Source organism: Streptomyces monomycini (assembly GCF_022271435.1).
In the GTDB taxonomy this organism is placed as follows: Bacteria; Actinomycetota; Actinomycetes; order Streptomycetales; family Streptomycetaceae; genus Streptomyces; species Streptomyces monomycini.
This window is the reverse complement of sequence record NZ_JAFIQY010000048.1, coordinates 25769-42217: the sequence shown is the minus strand read 5'-3', so window position 1 is coordinate 42217 and position 16449 is coordinate 25769. Positions and strand designations below refer to the sequence as shown.

At 70.5% G+C, this 16449-nt stretch carries 20 protein-coding genes and 1 tRNA gene; 4 read left to right on the top strand and 17 right to left on the bottom strand.

The window, feature by feature from the left end:
- Positions 1 to 196 precede the first annotated feature (196 nt).
- Entirely contained in the window at positions 197 to 592 is a 396-nt protein-coding gene (locus JXZ78_RS34970; RefSeq protein ID WP_050502035.1) for a helix-turn-helix domain-containing protein, read from the bottom strand.
- A gap of 354 nt (positions 593 to 946) precedes the next feature.
- Here JXZ78_RS34970 and JXZ78_RS40900 point away from each other — a divergent pair, with 354 nt between their 5' ends.
- A complete protein-coding gene (locus JXZ78_RS40900) occupies positions 947 to 1405 on the top strand; it encodes a helix-turn-helix domain-containing protein (RefSeq protein ID WP_030017720.1) in 459 nt (152 codons plus the stop codon).
- A gap of 16 nt (positions 1406 to 1421) precedes the next feature.
- Here JXZ78_RS40900 and JXZ78_RS34960 read toward each other — a convergent pair whose 3' ends face one another.
- Positions 1422 to 2126: a beta-ketoacyl-ACP reductase gene (locus JXZ78_RS34960; RefSeq protein WP_030017721.1), complete on the bottom strand. Its 705-nt coding sequence runs from the start codon at positions 2124 to 2126 to the stop codon at positions 1422 to 1424.
- 367 nt (positions 2127 to 2493) lie between these two features.
- Between JXZ78_RS34960 and JXZ78_RS34955 the strand changes: the two genes are divergently transcribed.
- A complete protein-coding gene (locus JXZ78_RS34955) occupies positions 2494 to 3261 on the top strand; it encodes an MmyB family transcriptional regulator (protein ID WP_167745379.1) in 768 nt (255 codons plus the stop codon).
- 814 nt (positions 3262 to 4075) lie between these two features.
- Here the strand turns inward: JXZ78_RS34955 and JXZ78_RS34950 are convergent.
- The 6 genes from JXZ78_RS34950 to JXZ78_RS41195 all read right to left on the bottom strand — a co-directional run bounded on the left by JXZ78_RS34950 (position 4076) and on the right by JXZ78_RS41195 (position 7836).
- Positions 4076 to 4669 carry a ScbR family autoregulator-binding transcription factor gene (locus tag JXZ78_RS34950; RefSeq protein ID WP_030017724.1) on the bottom strand — a complete coding sequence of 198 codons (594 nt, stop codon included), beginning with the start codon at positions 4667 to 4669 and terminating at the stop codon, positions 4076 to 4078.
- 99 nt (positions 4670 to 4768) lie between these two features.
- The gene (locus tag JXZ78_RS34945; protein WP_030017725.1) at positions 4769 to 5992 is read right to left on the bottom strand and encodes a tyrosine-type recombinase/integrase; all 1224 of its coding nucleotides are present in this window, start codon (positions 5990 to 5992) and stop codon (positions 4769 to 4771) included.
- Positions 5993 to 6097: 105 nt separating this feature from the next.
- A tRNA-Ser gene (locus tag JXZ78_RS34940) sits at positions 6098 to 6184 on the bottom strand.
- Positions 6185 to 6242: 58 nt separating this feature from the next.
- On the bottom strand, positions 6243 to 6776 hold the full coding sequence (locus tag JXZ78_RS34935; RefSeq protein WP_050502037.1) for a nucleoside deaminase: 534 nt from the start codon (positions 6774 to 6776) through the stop codon (positions 6243 to 6245).
- Positions 6777 to 6800: 24 nt separating this feature from the next.
- Entirely contained in the window at positions 6801 to 7364 is a 564-nt protein-coding gene (locus JXZ78_RS34930) for a tRNA adenosine deaminase-associated protein (protein ID WP_238783576.1), read from the bottom strand.
- A gap of 178 nt (positions 7365 to 7542) precedes the next feature.
- Positions 7543 to 7836 carry a hypothetical protein gene (locus JXZ78_RS41195; RefSeq protein WP_372498469.1) on the bottom strand — a complete coding sequence of 98 codons (294 nt, stop codon included), beginning with the start codon at positions 7834 to 7836 and terminating at the stop codon, positions 7543 to 7545.
- A gap of 348 nt (positions 7837 to 8184) precedes the next feature.
- Between JXZ78_RS41195 and upp the strand changes: the two genes are divergently transcribed.
- Complete coding sequence (upp, locus tag JXZ78_RS34925) at positions 8185 to 8820, top strand: uracil phosphoribosyltransferase (RefSeq protein WP_030018025.1); 636 nt, start codon at positions 8185 to 8187, stop codon at positions 8818 to 8820.
- Between the two features lie 146 nt (positions 8821 to 8966).
- On the opposite strand, the gene JXZ78_RS34920 is transcribed toward upp, so the two are convergent.
- Positions 8967 to 9623, bottom strand: a complete 657-nt coding sequence (locus tag JXZ78_RS34920; RefSeq protein ID WP_033037107.1) for a LytR C-terminal domain-containing protein — start codon at positions 9621 to 9623, stop codon at positions 8967 to 8969.
- A gap of 178 nt (positions 9624 to 9801) precedes the next feature.
- Positions 9802 to 10098 (bottom strand): type II toxin-antitoxin system VapB family antitoxin, encoded by a 297-nt coding sequence (locus tag JXZ78_RS34915; RefSeq protein ID WP_003986294.1) that lies wholly within the window; start codon positions 10096 to 10098, stop codon positions 9802 to 9804.
- 381 nt (positions 10099 to 10479) lie between these two features.
- Between JXZ78_RS34915 and JXZ78_RS40495 the strand changes: the two genes are divergently transcribed.
- Positions 10480 to 10890 carry a hypothetical protein gene (locus JXZ78_RS40495; protein ID WP_157851463.1) on the top strand — a complete coding sequence of 137 codons (411 nt, stop codon included), beginning with the start codon at positions 10480 to 10482 and terminating at the stop codon, positions 10888 to 10890.
- Positions 10891 to 11242: 352 nt separating this feature from the next.
- Here the strand turns inward: JXZ78_RS40495 and JXZ78_RS34905 are convergent, their stop codons facing one another.
- The 7 genes from JXZ78_RS34905 to JXZ78_RS34875 form a co-directional block, all read right to left on the bottom strand.
- Positions 11243 to 11935 (bottom strand): RNA polymerase sigma factor, encoded by a 693-nt coding sequence (locus JXZ78_RS34905; protein WP_030018022.1) that lies wholly within the window; start codon positions 11933 to 11935, stop codon positions 11243 to 11245.
- A gap of 35 nt (positions 11936 to 11970) precedes the next feature.
- Entirely contained in the window at positions 11971 to 12507 is a 537-nt protein-coding gene (locus JXZ78_RS34900) for an LPXTG cell wall anchor domain-containing protein (RefSeq protein WP_050502076.1), read from the bottom strand.
- 115 nt (positions 12508 to 12622) lie between these two features.
- On the bottom strand, positions 12623 to 12922 hold the full coding sequence (locus JXZ78_RS34895; RefSeq protein WP_030018020.1) for a hypothetical protein: 300 nt from the start codon (positions 12920 to 12922) through the stop codon (positions 12623 to 12625).
- A gap of 123 nt (positions 12923 to 13045) precedes the next feature.
- Positions 13046 to 13441: a Fur family transcriptional regulator gene (locus JXZ78_RS34890; protein ID WP_030018019.1), complete on the bottom strand. Its 396-nt coding sequence runs from the start codon at positions 13439 to 13441 to the stop codon at positions 13046 to 13048.
- On the bottom strand, positions 13426 to 14712 hold the full coding sequence (locus tag JXZ78_RS34885; RefSeq protein ID WP_030018018.1) for a GTP-binding protein: 1287 nt from the start codon (positions 14710 to 14712) through the stop codon (positions 13426 to 13428). Before JXZ78_RS34885 ends, JXZ78_RS34890 begins: the two co-directional genes overlap by 16 nt.
- Before the next feature lie 6 nt (positions 14713 to 14718).
- Positions 14719 to 14889: a 50S ribosomal protein L32 gene (rpmF, locus tag JXZ78_RS34880; RefSeq protein WP_030018017.1), complete on the bottom strand. Its 171-nt coding sequence runs from the start codon at positions 14887 to 14889 to the stop codon at positions 14719 to 14721.
- 123 nt (positions 14890 to 15012) lie between these two features.
- Positions 15013 to 16449 carry a hypothetical protein gene (locus JXZ78_RS34875; protein WP_238783575.1) on the bottom strand — a complete coding sequence of 479 codons (1437 nt, stop codon included), beginning with the start codon at positions 16447 to 16449 and terminating at the stop codon, positions 15013 to 15015.

Below are 16449 nucleotides of genomic sequence, written 5' to 3'. Positions count from 1 at the left end.
TTCTGGACGCGGGCCCATTGACCCGGCCGGGCCCTGAGCATCTCCGCTGCGGCGGTGAAACGCATAGCCGGAGTATTATTTCTGCGGCGGGGCTGGGGGAGTGATTGGAATTCAATGGCGGTCACCATTGGTTTTCTCCTGGCAATCGAATAGCACCCGGCAAGCCTGTTAGCAGGCGCGAGCGCACGAATAAGATTCAGGCGCGGGTGCGCGACCGAGAAGAAGGGCGCAGGGCCGTCAGCGTGCCGCTGGAAGACGTCGTTGGTGCGGCGCCCGAAGAGGGCCCGACGAAGTGCATGTCGGATATCGCTTTGAGGTCTTCGGCGGTGAACTGCACGTACCTGCCCATCTTGCGGTGCGGCAGGGTTGCGATCCGCTCGCGCAGCCATTTTTCCGGGATGCCCAGCCGGGCGGCAGCTTCCTCGTACCCGACGTGCAGACGAGGGCCAGGGTTGCTCGGCAGATGGCCCAACAGGGTTTCAAGGCTCTCGGTGCCGGCCAGCAGCCGCAGGACCGACGCGAGTCCATGCAGCTCAGGCGCGCCGAACGTAGTTTGATCATCCGCAGCACGTGCTTCTGCGGGGGATGCCATGCGACAATCACTCCTTGAGCAGACAGGTTGATTCCGTCTGTGATGGAGCGATGGCCGGGCCGAGCCCGGACATCGCCGTGCCGGTGCGGACCGCGAGGTTCCTATGCCGATAGCGGTCGCACTGTTGCTTCGGGAGATCTCTCCCTTGTTCGGCTCGTTGACCTGGAGTTCCCGCTCCTGTCAGCGAGCCGAACGCGTTCCGGGCTCCGTGAAGAGTTCCTCCCGGTTGATGTCGATCCGCCAGGGCTGGCGGCGTTTCGACAACACGATCACTATACCATCATTTGCGACCCATCATTTCCTTCCCGTGATGTCCGTGAGGATGACGGTGCGCGGGGTTGAGATACTGAGCCGGTGAAGAGCGTTCGAGACTTCAGTCCCGCCAGGCTCCGAGCCGCACGCAGCGAGGCCAAGCTGTCTCAGGGCGACATCGCGAAGGCTGTGGGCACTACTCCGGGCACCGTAGGCCGCTGGGAGACCGGGAAGGGCGCCCCGAGCCCCCGGCTCTTCTCCGCCCTCGTTGCCGTGCTCGGCATCCCGCGGTCCCAGCTCCTGGAGCCGCTCGCCGAAGACGCCGATCTGGCGACGTTGCGTACCCGCGCCGGCCTCCGCCAAGAGGACGTGGCCGAGCGCCTGGGCGTACAGCCTTCGGATATCTCCGAGCTGGAGCAGGGCACCGGCCGGATGCGTGACGAGTGGGGTCTGATCCTGCACGAGAGCTACGAAGTCTCCCTTGAGCAGCTCGTCAGAGCCCACGCCGCCTCGGAGGCTCAGTGGCGCGCGAAGTTCGACGCGAACCGCGACCGCCACTAAGCCGGGACACTGGGGGTCAGTGGCCCATCGCGACGCCACCGTCGACCGGGAGTACGGCGCCGGTGATGTACGAGGCGTTCGGGCTGGCCAGGAACTGAACGGCGTGGGCGATCTCCTGCGGTTCCGCCGCCCGGCGCAGCGGCACCTGGTTCACGATGTGCTGGAACCGCTCCTCCGGGAGGCCGGCCGTCATGTCCGTCGCCGTCAGCCCGGGGGCCACGATGTTGACGGTGATGTTCCGCGAGCCAAGCTCACGGGCGAGAGACCGGCCGAAGCCCACGAGGCCGGCCTTGGACGCCGCGTAGTTCGACTGCCCGGCCTCGCCGGCCAGGGCCACGGCTGAGGAAATCAGGATGATCCGCCCCTGGCGGGCCTTCATCATCTTGAGCGTGGCCCGCTTCGCGACGCGGAAGGCACCCTTCAGGTTGGTCTCCAGGACCGCGTCGAAGTCCTCTTCGCTCATCCGGACGAGGAGACCGTCTCGGGTCACGCCGGCGTTCGCCACGAGGACCTCCACGGGCCCCTGTGCTTCTTCGATCTGCTTGAACGCTTCGTCTACCTGGGCAGGGTTCGTGACATCGCACCGGACGCCGAGCAGGCCCTCCGGGGGCTCGCCGCTGCGGTACGTCACCGCAACACGGTCGCCGTTGTCAGCAAAGGCCCGCGCCACCGCGAGCCCGATCCCCCGGTTACCGCCAGTGACGAGTACAGAGCGGGACATAAGTGAGTGATCCTCCGCATGTAGTGACCAAGTTCATCGAACGTATATGTCTCTCAGTTCGACGTTGGCCATGATGGGCCCGTACTGTCGTCACCTGTAGTGATGACAGTGAGAGTGACGAAGGTTGAACTGTGTAGGGCCTTTGGTCACGACTTCATCGGGTGCACACCCAGATGTGAGGATCTGTCAGTCAAACCGAACGCTTGACCTGCTTTAACGCCAGTCGATCAAACTGGCGCTCGCGCTGTGCGAAGGAGTAGGGGGACCCACGCTTCAGCCAGCAGGCGAACAAATGGCTGGTGTAGCTGTGAGTGAATGTGACCGAACTCTCCCCTTTGGAGGCGACGGCCCCGACGACCTTGGTGCCTTGCTGGTTTTCTGGCGGGAGAGGCTTGATCCGCGCCGTCTCGCGGGCATCGACACCTCGCGGAGGCGCTTGAAGCCCGGCCTCACGCAAGCCGAGGTAGCGCACCTGACCGGAGTGGGCCTCACCTGGTACCGCGCTCTGGAGAAGGGTACGAAGGCCGAGTTCTCGGAAAGGTTTCTTCAGCGCCTGGCCATGACGCTCAGGCTGTCGGAAACCGAAATGATCATGCTGTTCCAGCTCGCCAAGGGATACGCTCCGCCGCCGGTGCATGTAGCTGACGATGCCGGTGCTGCGGACGCCGACATGCGGTTGATGCTCAACCAGATGGCTCCCTACCCGGCCTACCTGAGCAACGTCTGCTGGGACATCATCGCCTGGAACCCGATCTTGGACGAGTGGTTTCCGTGGCTGCCGTACGAACGCAACATGATGCGTCTCGCGTTCCTCTACCCCGAGGCACAAGAGCAGCTCGTGAACTGGAAGGAAGACTGGGCTCGCCCCTTCCTGGCCCAGATCCGCGTGGTCCTCACCCTGCACCCCGAGAATGAGGGGCTTCAGCAGCTCAGGGACGACATCTTGAACGGGAACGACGTGGCCCGTGAGCTGTGGGACCAGAAGGAAACGATCCGGCACCCTGACGGGCATGTCCGCGGAATCCGTCTCCCTGATCAGGACAAGGTCATGCAGGTGAAGATCATGGCTATGGCTCCCATGCGGAACATGGACATGCGCTTCATCACCCTCGTGCCTCAAGAGGATCAGCTGTAGGGGTCGGCATTAGTGGTGGGGCTGGCTCCAGCAACCCGCGGTGTTGCTGGAGCAGAGAGGCGCTTTCGCTAGGCGGCCGCTACGGGATGCGAGCGGACGCCCGGAGGATGGCGCCGCGAGGGCCTGCGAATCCATGTGACGCCGTCTCCGGCAGGAGACGTGCGAAGCTGAACTTCAGCGGTGCCTCCCGAAGATGGCTCGCAGAACTAGCAGGGCTCGGTCCCTCATCTGCTCGTCAGGGTGGGCAACTGCCGTGAGCAGGACAGCGATAAGTGCGGCCGTGGCAACGGCCGTGGAAGTCAGATCCATGCCCGGGACGGTACACACGGTCGACCCTCGTTATATAGGGGCTGTTCGTGACACTAATTCCGCTTTCAACCAAAGAGCCTTCCCTGAGCCAGGGGCGCGCGACACACGTTGCCGAACGGCTGCTTCGGCGTGACGGCTCAGGAGTGCAAGGGCAGCTCCGACAGTCGAGCCATCGGTTCCAGCAATTCCAATGGGGTCGTGGGAGCTGGCAGTCCCCGCCCCCGATAGACGGCTACTACGGCCGTCAGTGCTCGCTCCGGCAGCCGGAGGTCGCTGTACGCGTCCAGCTTGAGCTGGGTCGTGGCCTCTTCGGGCGGGAGGCCGGCATCGGCCGCCGCGGCTGCCTGCCCGTTAGGTTTGCTCTGCGCTCTGACGTGCAGGAACAACGCGTGTGCCCAGCGGGGAAGAATCGAGTTAGCTCCGATCAGCACGCTGGCCTACGGAGTGCTCGCCCCGCTAAGTCGACTGCTCAGTCGCCAGGTGAAGCAGTCGCACGAGGGCCCGGCTACCTGCGGAAGGTCAGACGTTTCCTGACGCTGGGGTTCGCGATGCCCGGCAGCAGGAAGTGCCACAGGGTGATCACCCGCTTGTGCAGGTCGGCCCGGCCCACGGAAATGTGGGAAAGCAGTTGAGTACCGGAGTACGAACTGACCAGCATCCAAGCAAGATCGTCCACGTTGGTCTCTGGCAGTAGCTCCCCCTTGCGGTACGCGGCGTGAAGTTGCACGGCGAACTCTTGAATCCACTGCTGATACGGGGTGTCGTCCTGAAGGCCGAACTCTCCCTGCTCGATGGCGAGTCTTACGCCAGCACGGAGCTTGGCGTTGGTCTGCAACTCGCCGGCGAGGTACAGGGTTGTGTCGATCAGCCGTTGCAGGCCATCCTCCCCGGCGGGCAGGTCCAGTCCCTCGCCTTGTTCGAGCATCACAGCGTGGGCCAAGGCTTCCTTCGACGGGAAGTGGAAGTACATCGCCCCCGGGGTCACGCCGGCGCGTTCGATGATCTTCTTGATGCTCGCGCCTCTGAAGCCGAGTTCATCGATCACCTCCGCAGCGGACAGGAGAATAGCCTCCCGTGTCTTGATCGCTCGTTCCTGCACAGTGCGTCCCGTTCACTAGACAAACTATGTAAATGGTACGAACAGAGACGCGTGCTGCGCTTGGCCAGTCGGAGAGGCTCCCTCGCGGATGCCGCGAACTCAGGCGACCAGCCTCACATCCTGCATTCCCCACTCCACCGCGGCGATGATCTCTTCATCCATGATCGCGAGGAGGTGTCCGTAGCGGTCCACGGTCGTAGTGATGCTCTCGTGGCCCAGGCGAGCCTGAATCGCGGGCAGCGGGACCTTCTGCGCGATCAGCCAGGAGGCGTGCGTGTGGCGTAGGTCGTGGATGCGCGGCTTCTTCGTCAGGCCGTCGACTTGGGCAGCAGATGCGATGGCCGGCTTCCAGCGAGCGGTGTAGAAACCACCTGAGTCCCAGGCGTTGCCCTCCGGGGCCGTGAAGACGAAGTCCGAGGTGTCCTTGCCGCGGGTGTTCCTCTTGAGCAGGGAAACCTGGCTCGGAGAGAGGACGATCGTCCGGCGTGACTTCTTGGTCTTGGGCGCACCCAGGAACTTTCCGTGCTCCCCGCGCTTCCAAGCTCGCTGTACCCGGAGTTTGGGACGGGCGCCGTGCAGGGTGAGATCACGTGGCTGGAGGGCGCTGATCTCTCCCCACCGCAGGCCGGTGCCTACGAGAAGGTCCACCAAGTCCACGACGTCCGCCGCCAGGTGGCAACGGACGAGCGCGTACTCCTCGCGCTCCAGGAACGTCGCCTCGTCTGCCGTGTGGTTGTCCTCCGGCAGGTTCGTGTGGATACAGGGATTCGATACCCGGAGCGGCTTGTCGGCGTCGACAGCCGCCTGGAGGATGCCGAAGAGCAGCCCGTGGTAGTTCCTGATCGTCTTGGGCGCATACGCCCGGCGCTTTACGCCGGGCTGGTGGTGGGGGCCACGTCGACCGTCCTCAAGGTCGTTGACCCACTGGCTGATGTGGTCGCGGTTGAGAGTGTTGGGGCGATCGCCTCGGACGGCCAGGTCGCGGAACCACGGCAGCATGTGGTTGTCCACGAACTTTCGGTAGTTCCCTCGGGTCTGCCCCCCGATCCCGGTCAGGTGGTCGATGTAACGGTGGGCGAAGGTCCCGAACATCTCCTCCTCCGGAACCTTGTCCGCCTCCGGGTCGGCGAAGCCGACGCCCTTCGTCCAGCCTGTCGGCCATTGCTGTCCGTGACCGTTGACGAGGTCGCGGAAACGTTCCGCCGACGTCTCGTCGTCGAAGTCTTCGCCCTCTTGCCTGCCGTCGCGCTTGCCGTCCTCGCGCCAGATGACCCTGAAAGTTTCCTTGCCGCCACGACTCTGGCGGCGCCGTATGTAAGCCACATCCACCACCGTACGAGGGGCCCGTGCTGCAAATGTGCTGCACGGAACCACAACGAAAAACCGCCCCCGACCTGTTTTCGCAGGTCAGGGGCGGTTCTCTTCGAGCGGTAGCGGTGGGATTTGAACCCACGGAGAGGTTGCCCCCTCACGCGCTTTCGAGGCGCGCTCCTTCGGCCGCTCGGACACGCTACCGAGAGGAACTCTAGCCCACCGGGGGCCGTACGCCGAAATCGGCGTCCGGCGGCAGGGGTCAGCGGGAGCGGAAGAAGGTGGTCAGGAGGTCGGCGCAGGGGGTGGCCAGGACGTCGGTGATCACTTCGGGGCGGTGGTTGAGGCGGCGGTCGCGTACGACGTCCCAGAGGGAGCCGGCGGCGCCCGCCTTCTCGTCGGCCGCCCCGTAGACGACGCGGTCCAGGCGGGACAGGACGATGGCGCCCGCGCACATCGTGCACGGTTCCAGGGTGACGACGAGGGTGCAGCCGGTCAGCCGCCAGTCGCCGGCCGGTCGCTCGCCGTCGGCGGGGGTGCCGCGCAGGGTGCGGGCCGCCTCGCGGATGGCGAGGACCTCGGCGTGCGCGGTGGGGTCGCCGGTGGCCTCGCGTTCGTTGCGGCCGGTGCCGATGACCGTGCCGTCGGGGGACAGCACGACGGCGCCCACCGGGACGTCACCGGTCCCGGGGGCACGGGCAGCCTCGTCCAGCGCCCGTCGCATCGCCGCGGTCCAGGGATCGCGCAGCGGGTCGGGCGCCGGGGTGTGGAGGGGGTCGGGCAAGGAGGCGGTCATGCCTCCCAGTGTCCGTGACGGGGGTTACCTCACGGCCTCCAGGACGTCCGTGCAGCCGAGGGCGTCGGCGATCTCGGACAGCGCGTCGGTGTCGAGCGCGAGCAGCTCCCTGTCGCCGATGCCCAGGTCGGTCAGCAGGCCCGGGTCGCCGAGTGGTCCCGGCGGTGGCGCGGGGGCGCCGGAAGCCGCCGCCGTCCCGTCGCCCTCGGCCGTACCGTCCGCCGGGTCGGGTTCGCCGTCCTCCGTGCCGTCCAGGTCGAGGCTGTCGAGGTCGTCGGTGCCGTCCTCGTCGCGGCCGAGCAGTTCGTCGGTGAGCATCGCACCGTACGAGCTGCGGGCAGCGGCGGCGGCGTTCGAGATGAAGATCCGTGGATCGTCCTCGCCGTCCACGCGGACGACGCCGAACCACGTGCCTTCCTGCTCGATGTATGCCACCACCGTGTCGTCGTCGACCGCGGCCTCACGGGCCAGGTCGGCCAGATCGGTCAGGGTCTCCACATTGTCGAGCTCCGTGTCGCTCGCTTCCCACCCGTCTTCGGTGCGCGCGAGCAGTGCGGCGAAGTACACCGTGACTCTCCCACTGGTCATAGGCGTGCCGGGCCGGACGGGGCGGCGCCTCGGCGCCGCAGGTCCCCGCCCATCGGAATCGTGGCAGAAACAACGCGATTGCGCGGGGTCTTCGGCGTTGCGTCGTGCGGGCGTTATGAGAGATGTGGCTCACGTCTTGTGGGGCGCGAGGTTCTGATGGGGCAAAAGTGACGTTCGGCTACCAGCGGAACGTGCGCATTCTCATGGCCTGCCGCATCCGTGCCGCCCGGGCGCGGCGTGGCTGGACGCGGTCGCGCAGTTCCTTGGCCTCGTGGAGATCGCGCAGGAACTGGGCGCGTCGCCGTCGGCGCGCCGCGTCGTTCTCCTCGCCGGTGGCGCCGTCGTCGGGAGGGGAGGGGGAGGGGGATGGGGGTAGGGGTGGTTGTCGTTCAGGGGGCGGGGGTGACGTCGTAGGTGGGGCTTGGTTCGGGGCTTGGGGCGTTGTTTCCCGGGTTTCCCTGGTTTCCCGGATTTCCCTGGTTTTCCGGGGTTCGCGGGGCTCTGGGGGCTCTGGGGACGGTCGTACGGGTCTGGTGGCGGCGCCCCTGCCGGTGCGGCGCCGGCTCGCGGTTCCACCGCCGCGCCCGTCGCTGCCGGCGCGTCCGGCCCCGGTTCCGTTGCCGCTCCCATTCCCGTCGGGCACGCCGTACACCGCCTTGTGACGAGGTCCGTGCCCGGCACCGGTGCCGCGTACCGGGCGTTTGTGCCCACTTTCCCCCGGACCGGTGCTTCGATGCCAACGGGGACGGAATCGGTTTCCGGGCCGTGCGGCGCGGACGGGCGGGCACCGGCGCCCGTGACCTCGGCTACTGTCGATGTCATGCGGATCCACGTCGTCGACCACCCGCTGGTGGCGCACAAACTCACTACCCTGCGCGACAAGCGCACCGATTCCCCGACCTTCCGGCGCCTCGCCGACGAGCTGGTCACCCTGCTCGCGTACGAGGCCACCCGCGATGTGCGGACCGAGCAGGTCGACATCGAGACCCCGGTGACGGCGACCACCGGAGTGCGGCTGTCCCACCCCCGCCCGCTGGTCGTGCCGATCCTGCGCGCCGGTCTGGGCATGCTGGACGGCATGGTCCGGCTGCTGCCCACGGCCGAGGTCGGCTTCATGGGCATGGTCCGCAACGAGGAGACGTACGAGGCCCACACGTACGCCACGCGGATGCCGGACGACCTCTCGGGCCGCCAGGTGTACGTGGTCGACCCGATGCTGGCCACCGGCGGCACGCTGGTCGCGGCCATCCGGGAACTGATCAACCGCGGCGCGGACGACGTCACCGCGATCTGTCTGCTGGCGGCGCCCGAGGGCGTCGAGGTGATGGAGCGCGAGCTGGCCGGCGCGCCGGTGACGGTCGTCACGGCGGCCGTGGACGAGTGCCTGGACCCGGACCGCTACATCGTCCCGGGGCTGGGCGACGCGGGTGACCGGATGTACGGCACGGCGGGCTGAGGCCGGTTCTCGGAGGGACCGGTTCTCGGAGGGAGCCGGTTCGCGGAGACGCGTTCGCGAGGCCGGTCTTCGGGGGCGGGTTGGCGGAGGCAGGTCTTCGGGAGCCGGTGAGCGTACGGCCCGGGCGGGCGTTCGGCCCGGGCCGGTCACTTGCGGCAGCGCGGGTCCGTCCTGGGCGGCGTGGTCAGCGCGGAGAGCGCCTTCTGGGCCGCGGCCGGCTCGGCCAGCGCCTTGAACGTGTCGCCGAGGAGCAGATCGACGTCGCCCGTCTTGCGGGTGTCGGTCTTCGGCTCCGCGCCGGCGAGCTGCGTGCCCAGCACCTTCTGAGCGCCTTCGGACGTCGTCCGCGCGCCCAGCAGTACGCCGGTGCCCTTGATCTTCTTGTCGTACGCGGGCGGGGCGTTGCCCACCTTGCCGACCTTGAAGCCGCGCTTCTTCAGCTCGTCCGCGGTCGTCTTGGCGAGTCCGCCGCGCGCGGTCGCGTTGAAGACGTTGACGGTGACGTCGGCGGGCTTCGGCAGCGGCTTGTCCGTACCGGCGGCAAGGGCGCCGGCCGGCTTCGCGCCGCCGCCCTTGTCGGGGCACTTCTTCTTGTCCTGCGCGGCCTGCGCCGTACCGCCGCGGCCGCCGAAGACGTCGATGAGCTGCAACGTGCCCCAGCCGGCCAGGGCCAGGGCGCAGACGGCGGCGGTGATCGCCAGGGCGATCCGCCGACGGTGACGGGGGCGGCGCATCCGCGGATATCTGTCGCCCGTGATGCGGTACTTCTTACCGCCCATGCCAGGGGGCGTCAGCATGCTCATGGTCGCAGCGTAGTGCGGGGCCGGGGCCATGCCTATCAAATGATCAATACGCGTCGTGAGGCCCACCCGAAAGGGCCAATACCGTGCGCCGATCAGGCGGCGGCCCGTGTCGGGCGGCGGCGGTGGGGCCCGCGGTCCCGTGCGTCGGCCGGGCGTGCCGGGGGCCCCGGCGGGTACGTCAGCCCAGTTCCAGGACGCGGGCGTGCAGCACCTGGCGCTGCTGGAGGGCAGCGCGCACGGCGCGGTGCAGCCCGTCTTCCAGGTAGAGGTCGCCCTGCCACTTCACGACGTGTGCGAAGAGGTCGCCGTAGAAGGTGGAGTCCTCGGCGAGCAGCGTCTCCAGGTCGAGCTGCTGCTTGGTCGTCACCAACTGGTCAAGGCGTACCGGGCGAGGGGCAACATCCGCCCACTGGCGGGTGCTTTCCCGGCCGTGGTCCGGGTACGGCCGCCCATTTCCGATGCGCTTGAAGATCACACGGAAAGCCTACCGGGCCACCGGTGCCGGGCGCAGCCATGCGGCCGGAGAGCGAAGGCGGCAAAGAGGGGCAATTCCGGAGTGGGGTACGGGAGAGGCGGCGCAGGGGCGGCACCGGGCAGGGGGTGCGCGTCCCGCGCGGCCATGGTGGGGAAAGGGCCGCCCGCGGTGCCGAAAGGCGGCCGCCGCCCGGGAAAAGTGGCGCGACGTGCTCCCGAGGACGGCTGGAAATGAGCGTTCGGCGGGGTACGGCAGGCGGGGCGGGCGCTCGCGGCAGGGCGTGAAGAAGGCTGAATTCCGCAACATCCGTGAAGGGTGGGGTGTGGGGGAATTCGACACGATCGGAGTACTGATCGTCGTGCCGGGCGGCCGGAATCCGGGGTGAGTGCTAAGCGTGCCCCTCAGCGGCCGGACACGCTGTTCGGAGCCGCCGCCCGGCCCGACCGCGGCGCGCTGGGCACCGCGGTCGCCGAACGGTCCGCCCCGGCCGGGGGCGGTGCGGACGCTTGCCGCCGCGCCTTCGAGGGGGAGGGGTTCCCGCCGGGGTCGGGGGTGGCCGCACTCGGGACGGGCGTGCCGGGCCGCGCGGTGGGACGGGACGAGGGGGACCGCCCCGGAGGGGCGGAGGCGGCGGTGCCGTCGGGGGACGAGGGCGGGGAGGGGACGGGGTCAGCCGGTCCGGGACTGGCCGGTGCGGGGCGGGTCGGTCCCGGACGGGTCGGTACGGGGCTGGGCGTGGCCGCGGGGGCGGGACGCGGCGGTACGGGGGTGTCCGGGGCCAGGACCAGGTAGCCCACCGCGGCGGCGGCCACCGTGGCCGCCACCGTCAGCGGCAGGACGAGGGGCCGCAGCCGCAGCCGCCGGCTCAGGAACCGGCCGCGGCGCAGATGAGGCCCGGGGGGTGCGGTGGGCCGCAGGCCGCGGAGGTCGATCTGTTCGGCACGGGCCGTGAGGGCGAGGCGCAGCCGTGCTTCGACGGGGAGGGTTTGCCCGGGCTGCCGGTGGTCTACGGGAGCGAAGGTGGGAGTGGGGGCGGAAGTGGGATCGGTTCCGGGGGGCGGTCGGTGACCGGGTCCCGATTCCGGGCCGTGACCGTGCCCCGATTCCGGGCCGTGATCGGGTCCCGAGCCCGGTCCGTGCTGCGTCATGGCCGCGCCTCCAGCATCTTCTCCAGGGAGTCCAGCGCGCGGCTGGCGATCGACTTCACGGCGCCGCGGCTGATGCCCAGCGTGGCCGCGATCTGCGCCTCGGTCAGCTCGCCCCAGTACCGCAGGACGAGGACCTCGCGGCGGCGGGTGGTCAGGCGGCCGAGGGCGGCGAGCACCTCGCGGTGTTCCTCGTCGAGCACGACGCGTTCCTCGGCGGAGGGCGCGTCCGTCTCGTGCGGGGGTGTGTAGTCGCGGGCCGTGCGCCGGCGCCGCAGGACCGAGCGGGCCGCGTTGACCACGGCGGTGCGCAGGTACGCGAGGGCGTTGTCGACCTCGTCGAGGCGCTCGCCGTGGCGCTTGTAGAGGGCCGCGAACGCGTCCTGGACGACGTCCTCGGCGGTCGCCCGGTCGTCCACCAGCAGCACCGCCAGCCGCACCATGGACAGCCGGTGGGCGTGGTAGAGGTCCGTGATGCTGGGGCTCTCGTCGGGGAGACGGGCGGCCGGGCCGTCACCGGGGAGGCGGGCGGGGGCGGGGCCGGTCCGGGCGGCGGCCCGCTGGGCGGGCGCCGGGCCGTACGTGTCCTGCCGCGCCGCGGTGCGGGCGAGCAGGCGCCGGCGCAGGGCGCGCCAAGGCCCCGGCACGGCGGGCCGTGCCGGGGTGAGGGCCGCGGCGGCGGTGAACTCCATCGGTTCCTCGGCCGTCGGAAGCGGTGTGGGGTGACTCAGGCGGCGCTGTTGCGGCGGCGGGCCGCGTACATGGCACCGCCGCCCCCGGCGATCAGGAGGGCGGCTCCGGCGCCCAGCGCCACGTTGGTGGTGGTGGAGGTGCCGGTCTCGGCGAGTTCGTCCTTGGCGTGGGAGGGCGCGGGGGCAGGCTTCGCGGCGGAGCCGTCGGACGGCCGGGCGGCCTCGGCGGCGCCGGAGGCCGGGCCGGGCGCCTTGCTCGCGCTCGACGCGGGGGCCGATGCGCGGCTGGGCTCGGCGCTCGGGCGCGCGGGGGACGGGGTGCTCGTTCCGGGGACCGGCTTCGGGGCGGTGCCGCCCTCCTCCGGGGCGGCGCTGGGGGCGCTCGCCTTCGGGGCCCGCTCTTCGGCGTGCGCCGTACCGGTCAGGGAGAGCGCGGGCAGGGCGAAGGTGACCAGCAGGCCTGCGGCCACGGCGTTCCGTACCGTGCGGCGGGCCCCGCGCCCGGCGCCGCGGGACAGCGCGTACGAGGTGGCGGGCGGGCAGGACGAGGCGGAGGTGCGGGAGTCGTTCACGATGGCTGCTCCACGGTCGGCGGGACGGCGCCGGACGGCGCCCTCACCCGTCACGACGTGCGGGAGCCACGGGGGTTGCCGGTGGGGCGGGATTTTCTTCGGGGCGGGCCGCGCCTCAGTGGTCGTCCCAGTGGTCCTCGTGCGCGGCGTGCCGGTGGCCGTCGTGGACGAAGTCGACATGGGTGCCGTGCGGTACGGCGACGTGGCCGCAGCCGGGGCGGTGGTCGTGAGCGTGGCCCTCGTGGACGGTGTGTGCGGCGGGCTCGCACTCGTCGGCGTGGTCGCCGTGCGGGCGGTGGAGGTGGCCGTCGTGGACGTAGTCCACGTGGTCGTCGTGGGGCACGGCGACGTGTCCGCAGCCGCTGCCGTGCTCGTGGGTGTGGTGCGGGTGCGGTGTGTGGGTGGTGGCTGTCATGGCAGGCACCTTCTTTCCTTCCTCGCCATGGATGCGCGTCCCCTCTTACGAGTCTCCCGCCGTACGGCGCCGGGCGCATCGCCGTACGGGCCGCACGGCCACGGGGCCCCGTGCTTCGCGGCGCTATGGGCGCGCCCCGGTGCAGCGGGCGCAGACGCCGCTGAGTTCCACGGTGTGCTCGACGGCGCTGAAGCCGCTCTCCGCGCCCACCCGCTCCGCCCAGCGCTCCACCACGTCGGAGTCCAGCGGGCGGCTGCGGCCGCAGCAGCGGCAGATCAGGTAATGGCGGTGGCCGTCGGCGGGACGCGGCCGGTAGAGGCGCTCACCCGCCTCGTCCCGTACGACGTCGAGCTGCCCGGTCCGTTCCAGGGCGTGCAGGGCCCGGTAGACGGTGGACAGGCCGACGGGTACGCCGGCGGCGTCCAGGCGTACGTGCAACTCCTGAGCCGAGACGAAATCCTGGCACCCGGCCAGTACGCGCAGCACGGCGGCGCGCTGTCGGGTCAGCCGCCCGCCCATGCCGGTTCGCCCTCGTGGTCGCAGCTGTCGTCCACGCCGTACGTGTCCCAGGCCGGGAACGGGTCGGGGCCGTACGCCTCCGTGCGCGTCTCGGCGTCCGTGACGAGGCAGCCCCCGAGGGCGGCGTGCAGGGCTTCGGCCCGCAGCCCGGTTCCGATGAAGACCAGTTCCTGGACGTCCGTGGGAAGGCCGCCCGGGCCGTCAGCGGGGTGGCCCCCGCCCCCGTCCCCGTCCGGGCCGTCAGCGGGGTGGCTCCCGTCCCCGTCCCGGCCGGCTCCGTCCGGGGTGTGGGTGCCCGTGGGCTCGAAGCGGGCGACGGAGCCCGCCTGCGACCAGAGGCCGGTCACGCGCGGCCGGCCGGCGAGGCGGAAGAAGCCCTTGGACCGCAGGATCTCCCCGTACGCCCCGCTGTCCATGCCTTCCGTGACGAAGGTCCAGAGCCGGCCGGGGTGGAAGGGGCGCGCCGCGCGGAAGACCGTGCTGGAGATCCCGTATTCCTCGGTCTCCGGTACGTGGTCGCCGTTCAGCTCCCTGACCCAGCCGGGTGCCTGCTGGGCGCGCTCCAGGTCGAAGCGGCCGGTGCCCAGGATCTCGGCGGGCGCCACCCGGCCGTGCCGGGCGGTGACGATCCGGGCCGCCGGGTTCAGCCGGGAGAGGGTGGCGCGCAGGCGCGCGGCCGCCGTCTCGTCCACCAGGTCGAGCTTGTTGACGACGATGACGTCCGCGAACTCGACCTGGTCCACGAGCAGGTCGCTGACGGTCCGCTCGTCGTCCTCGTACGGGGCGAGGCCGCGCTCGGCGAGGCCGTCGCCGTCCGCCAGTTCGCCGTGGAAGTTCGCGGCGTCGACCACGGTGACCATGGTGTCCAGCCGGGCCAGGTCGTTGAGCGTCGCGCCGTCGTCGCGCGGGAACGCGAAGGTGGCGGCCACCGGCATCGGCTCGCTGATGCCGCTGGACTCGATGAGCAGGTGGTCGAAACGGCCCTCGCGGGCCAGCCGGGCGACCTCTTCGAGGAGGTCGTCGCGCAGGGTGCAGCAGATGCACCCGTTGGTCAGCTCGACCAGGCGTTCCTCGGTGCGGGACAGGGCGGCCCGGCCGCCGCGGACGAGCGTGGCGTCGATGTTGATCTCGCTCATGTCGTTGACGATCACGGCGACGCGCAGTCCCGCCCGCTGGTGCAGGACGTGGTTGAGCAGCGTGGTCTTGCCCGCACCGAGGAATCCGGAGAGCACGGTGACGGGCAGCGGTCCGGCCGGGGGCGGCGGGGCCATGGGCGGTCAGTCCTCCGGGCGCAGCAGGCCGAGCCGGTACGCCTTCACCAGGCGGCGCGGCACCTGGTAGACGGAGCCGTCGACGGTCACCGGGACCAGGGCGGGCGTGCGGGCCTTCCACTGGGCGCGGCGGTGGCGGGTGTTGCTGCGGGACATCTTCCGCTTGGGAACGGCCATGGTCCGGGAACCTCTCCTGGGCGCGGGTGTGCTGACGGGCACGCGAGGCACCGCCGGGTGGCGGGCGCGGACGTGCCGGTGCCGGTCCGGACGAGGCTATATGAAAATGAATCCCATTACGAGCTAAGGATCGCGGCGGCCCGGACGGGGCGATGGACGGGGCGACGGCCGCGGGCCGGGCAGGGCGGCTATCTCCTCGTCCAGTTCGGGGTACGGGATGACGTGCCCGCGGCCGAAGCTCTTGTAGGCCGCCGGGCGGTTGCGGCGCCCCGCGTTGTTGGCATGGCAGATCTCGCGGCGCCCGCACTGCGCGCAGTACAGGCTGGCGACGAACGGCGACAGGGCGACCGGGCCCGCCGGGCTGAGGACGTACACCGTGTCGTCGGCGACCGGGGCCGGGCAGGAGAAGGTCAGCCGGTCGAAGTCCGGGTGGTCGCCCATCAGATGGTCCGCCACGACCTCGAACGTGCCGGTACGGCGCTGGTAGGCGCACGAGACGGTGAGCAGCCAGGGCAGCCCGGTGAGGAACTGGGCGGATATCAGCGCCTGTTCGAGGGTGAGCTGATGCTCGGTGACGCGCAGGGCGGCCTCCTCCTGGGTCCGCGGCTTGTCGCCGTGCGAGGTGCGGTTGCGTTCGCCCTTGAGGCGGTCGAGGAACTGGGCGAGGCCGGGGTCGTCCGGCCGGGCCGCCATCTGGGAGTCGTCCCGGAGGGCCTCCGCGAGGCCGGGAACCACGTCCGTGCGCTCCCGCGCGACCTTGCACAGGTGGTGGAGCCAGACCGTCCAGGTGCCGAAGGTGGTGCCGGTGCCGGCGAGGGCCGTACGCAGCTCCGCGAGGTTGCGCTCCCCGGCGCCGTGCGCCGTGAGCAGGCCCGCCGCGGTGACGGCGACGGTGGCGGCGAGCGTCTCGCCGGCTTCGAGCAGCGCCTCGTGGCGGTCCTTGGCGGTGTGCGCCCGCTGCATCTCGTGCACGGTCCGGGCCACGGGGTGGGGGAAGGCGCGGCGGGCGGCGGCCAAGGGGTCGGGGGACGGAGGGTACGCGGACTCGGGGCGGGCGGGGCCGTGGGGTGGGGGTGGAGGTGTGCGTCTCGGTGGGGCGGGGCGAGGGGGTGACGGGTCGGTGCGGGGAGCCGGGGCGGGGCGAGGGGCAGGGGTGGCGAGAGGGGTCGCGGTGGTGCGAGGGGGTGGGGTGGCGTGCGGGGACGGGGTGGGGCGCGAGGCGGGGATCGGGGGTGACGTCGTGTCGGGCGGCGGCTTCGGGGGGCTCGGTCGTTCACGCCACCGCCACCTGCGGGTGCCCAGCCGGATCCACGCAGGCACCACCCCGAAGAGCAGGGCGAAGGTGAGCGTCGCGAGCAGTGTGTCCAGCCAGCGGGGCAGGCCGCTCGTCTGCTCCTGGCTCGTGCCGATGCTGAGCGCCGTCAGGACGGCGATCCCGACAGTGAGCCAGAACGCCCAGTCCCGGTGCAGGGGCGCGTCGTACAGCCGGAGCACGTCGTTGTACCGCCGCGGCGACGGCTGCGGCGGCCCGGACGGCGCGCGGCCGGTGGCCCTGGTCAT

Excerpts from the sequence above, each read along its gene's own strand:
- JXZ78_RS34970 (WP_050502035.1), bottom strand. The coding sequence starts at position 592 with ATGGCATCCCCCGCAGAAGCACGTGCTGCGGATGATCAAACTACGTTC.
- JXZ78_RS34960 (WP_030017721.1), bottom strand. The coding sequence starts at position 2,126 with ATGTCCCGCTCTGTACTCGTCACTGGCGGTAACCGGGGGATCGGGCTC.
- JXZ78_RS34935 (WP_050502037.1), bottom strand. The coding sequence starts at position 6,776 with ATGACCGCCTCCTTGCCCGACCCCCTCCACACCCCGGCGCCCGACCCG.
- JXZ78_RS34930 (WP_238783576.1), bottom strand. The coding sequence starts at position 7,364 with ATGACCAGTGGGAGAGTCACGGTGTACTTCGCCGCACTGCTCGCGCGC.
- upp (WP_030018025.1), top strand. The coding sequence starts at position 8,185 with ATGCGGATCCACGTCGTCGACCACCCGCTGGTGGCGCACAAACTCACT.
- JXZ78_RS34920 (WP_033037107.1), bottom strand. The coding sequence starts at position 9,623 with ATGAGCATGCTGACGCCCCCTGGCATGGGCGGTAAGAAGTACCGCATC.
- JXZ78_RS34905 (WP_030018022.1), bottom strand. The coding sequence starts at position 11,935 with ATGGAGTTCACCGCCGCCGCGGCCCTCACCCCGGCACGGCCCGCCGTG.
- JXZ78_RS34895 (WP_030018020.1), bottom strand. The coding sequence starts at position 12,922 with ATGACAGCCACCACCCACACACCGCACCCGCACCACACCCACGAGCAC.
- JXZ78_RS34890 (WP_030018019.1), bottom strand. The coding sequence starts at position 13,441 with ATGGGCGGGCGGCTGACCCGACAGCGCGCCGCCGTGCTGCGCGTACTG.
- JXZ78_RS34885 (WP_030018018.1), bottom strand. The coding sequence starts at position 14,712 with ATGGCCCCGCCGCCCCCGGCCGGACCGCTGCCCGTCACCGTGCTCTCC.
- rpmF (WP_030018017.1), bottom strand. The coding sequence starts at position 14,889 with ATGGCCGTTCCCAAGCGGAAGATGTCCCGCAGCAACACCCGCCACCGC.
- JXZ78_RS34875 (WP_238783575.1), bottom strand. The coding sequence starts at position 16,449 with ATGACCAGGGCCACCGGCCGCGCGCCGTCCGGGCCGCCGCAGCCGTCG.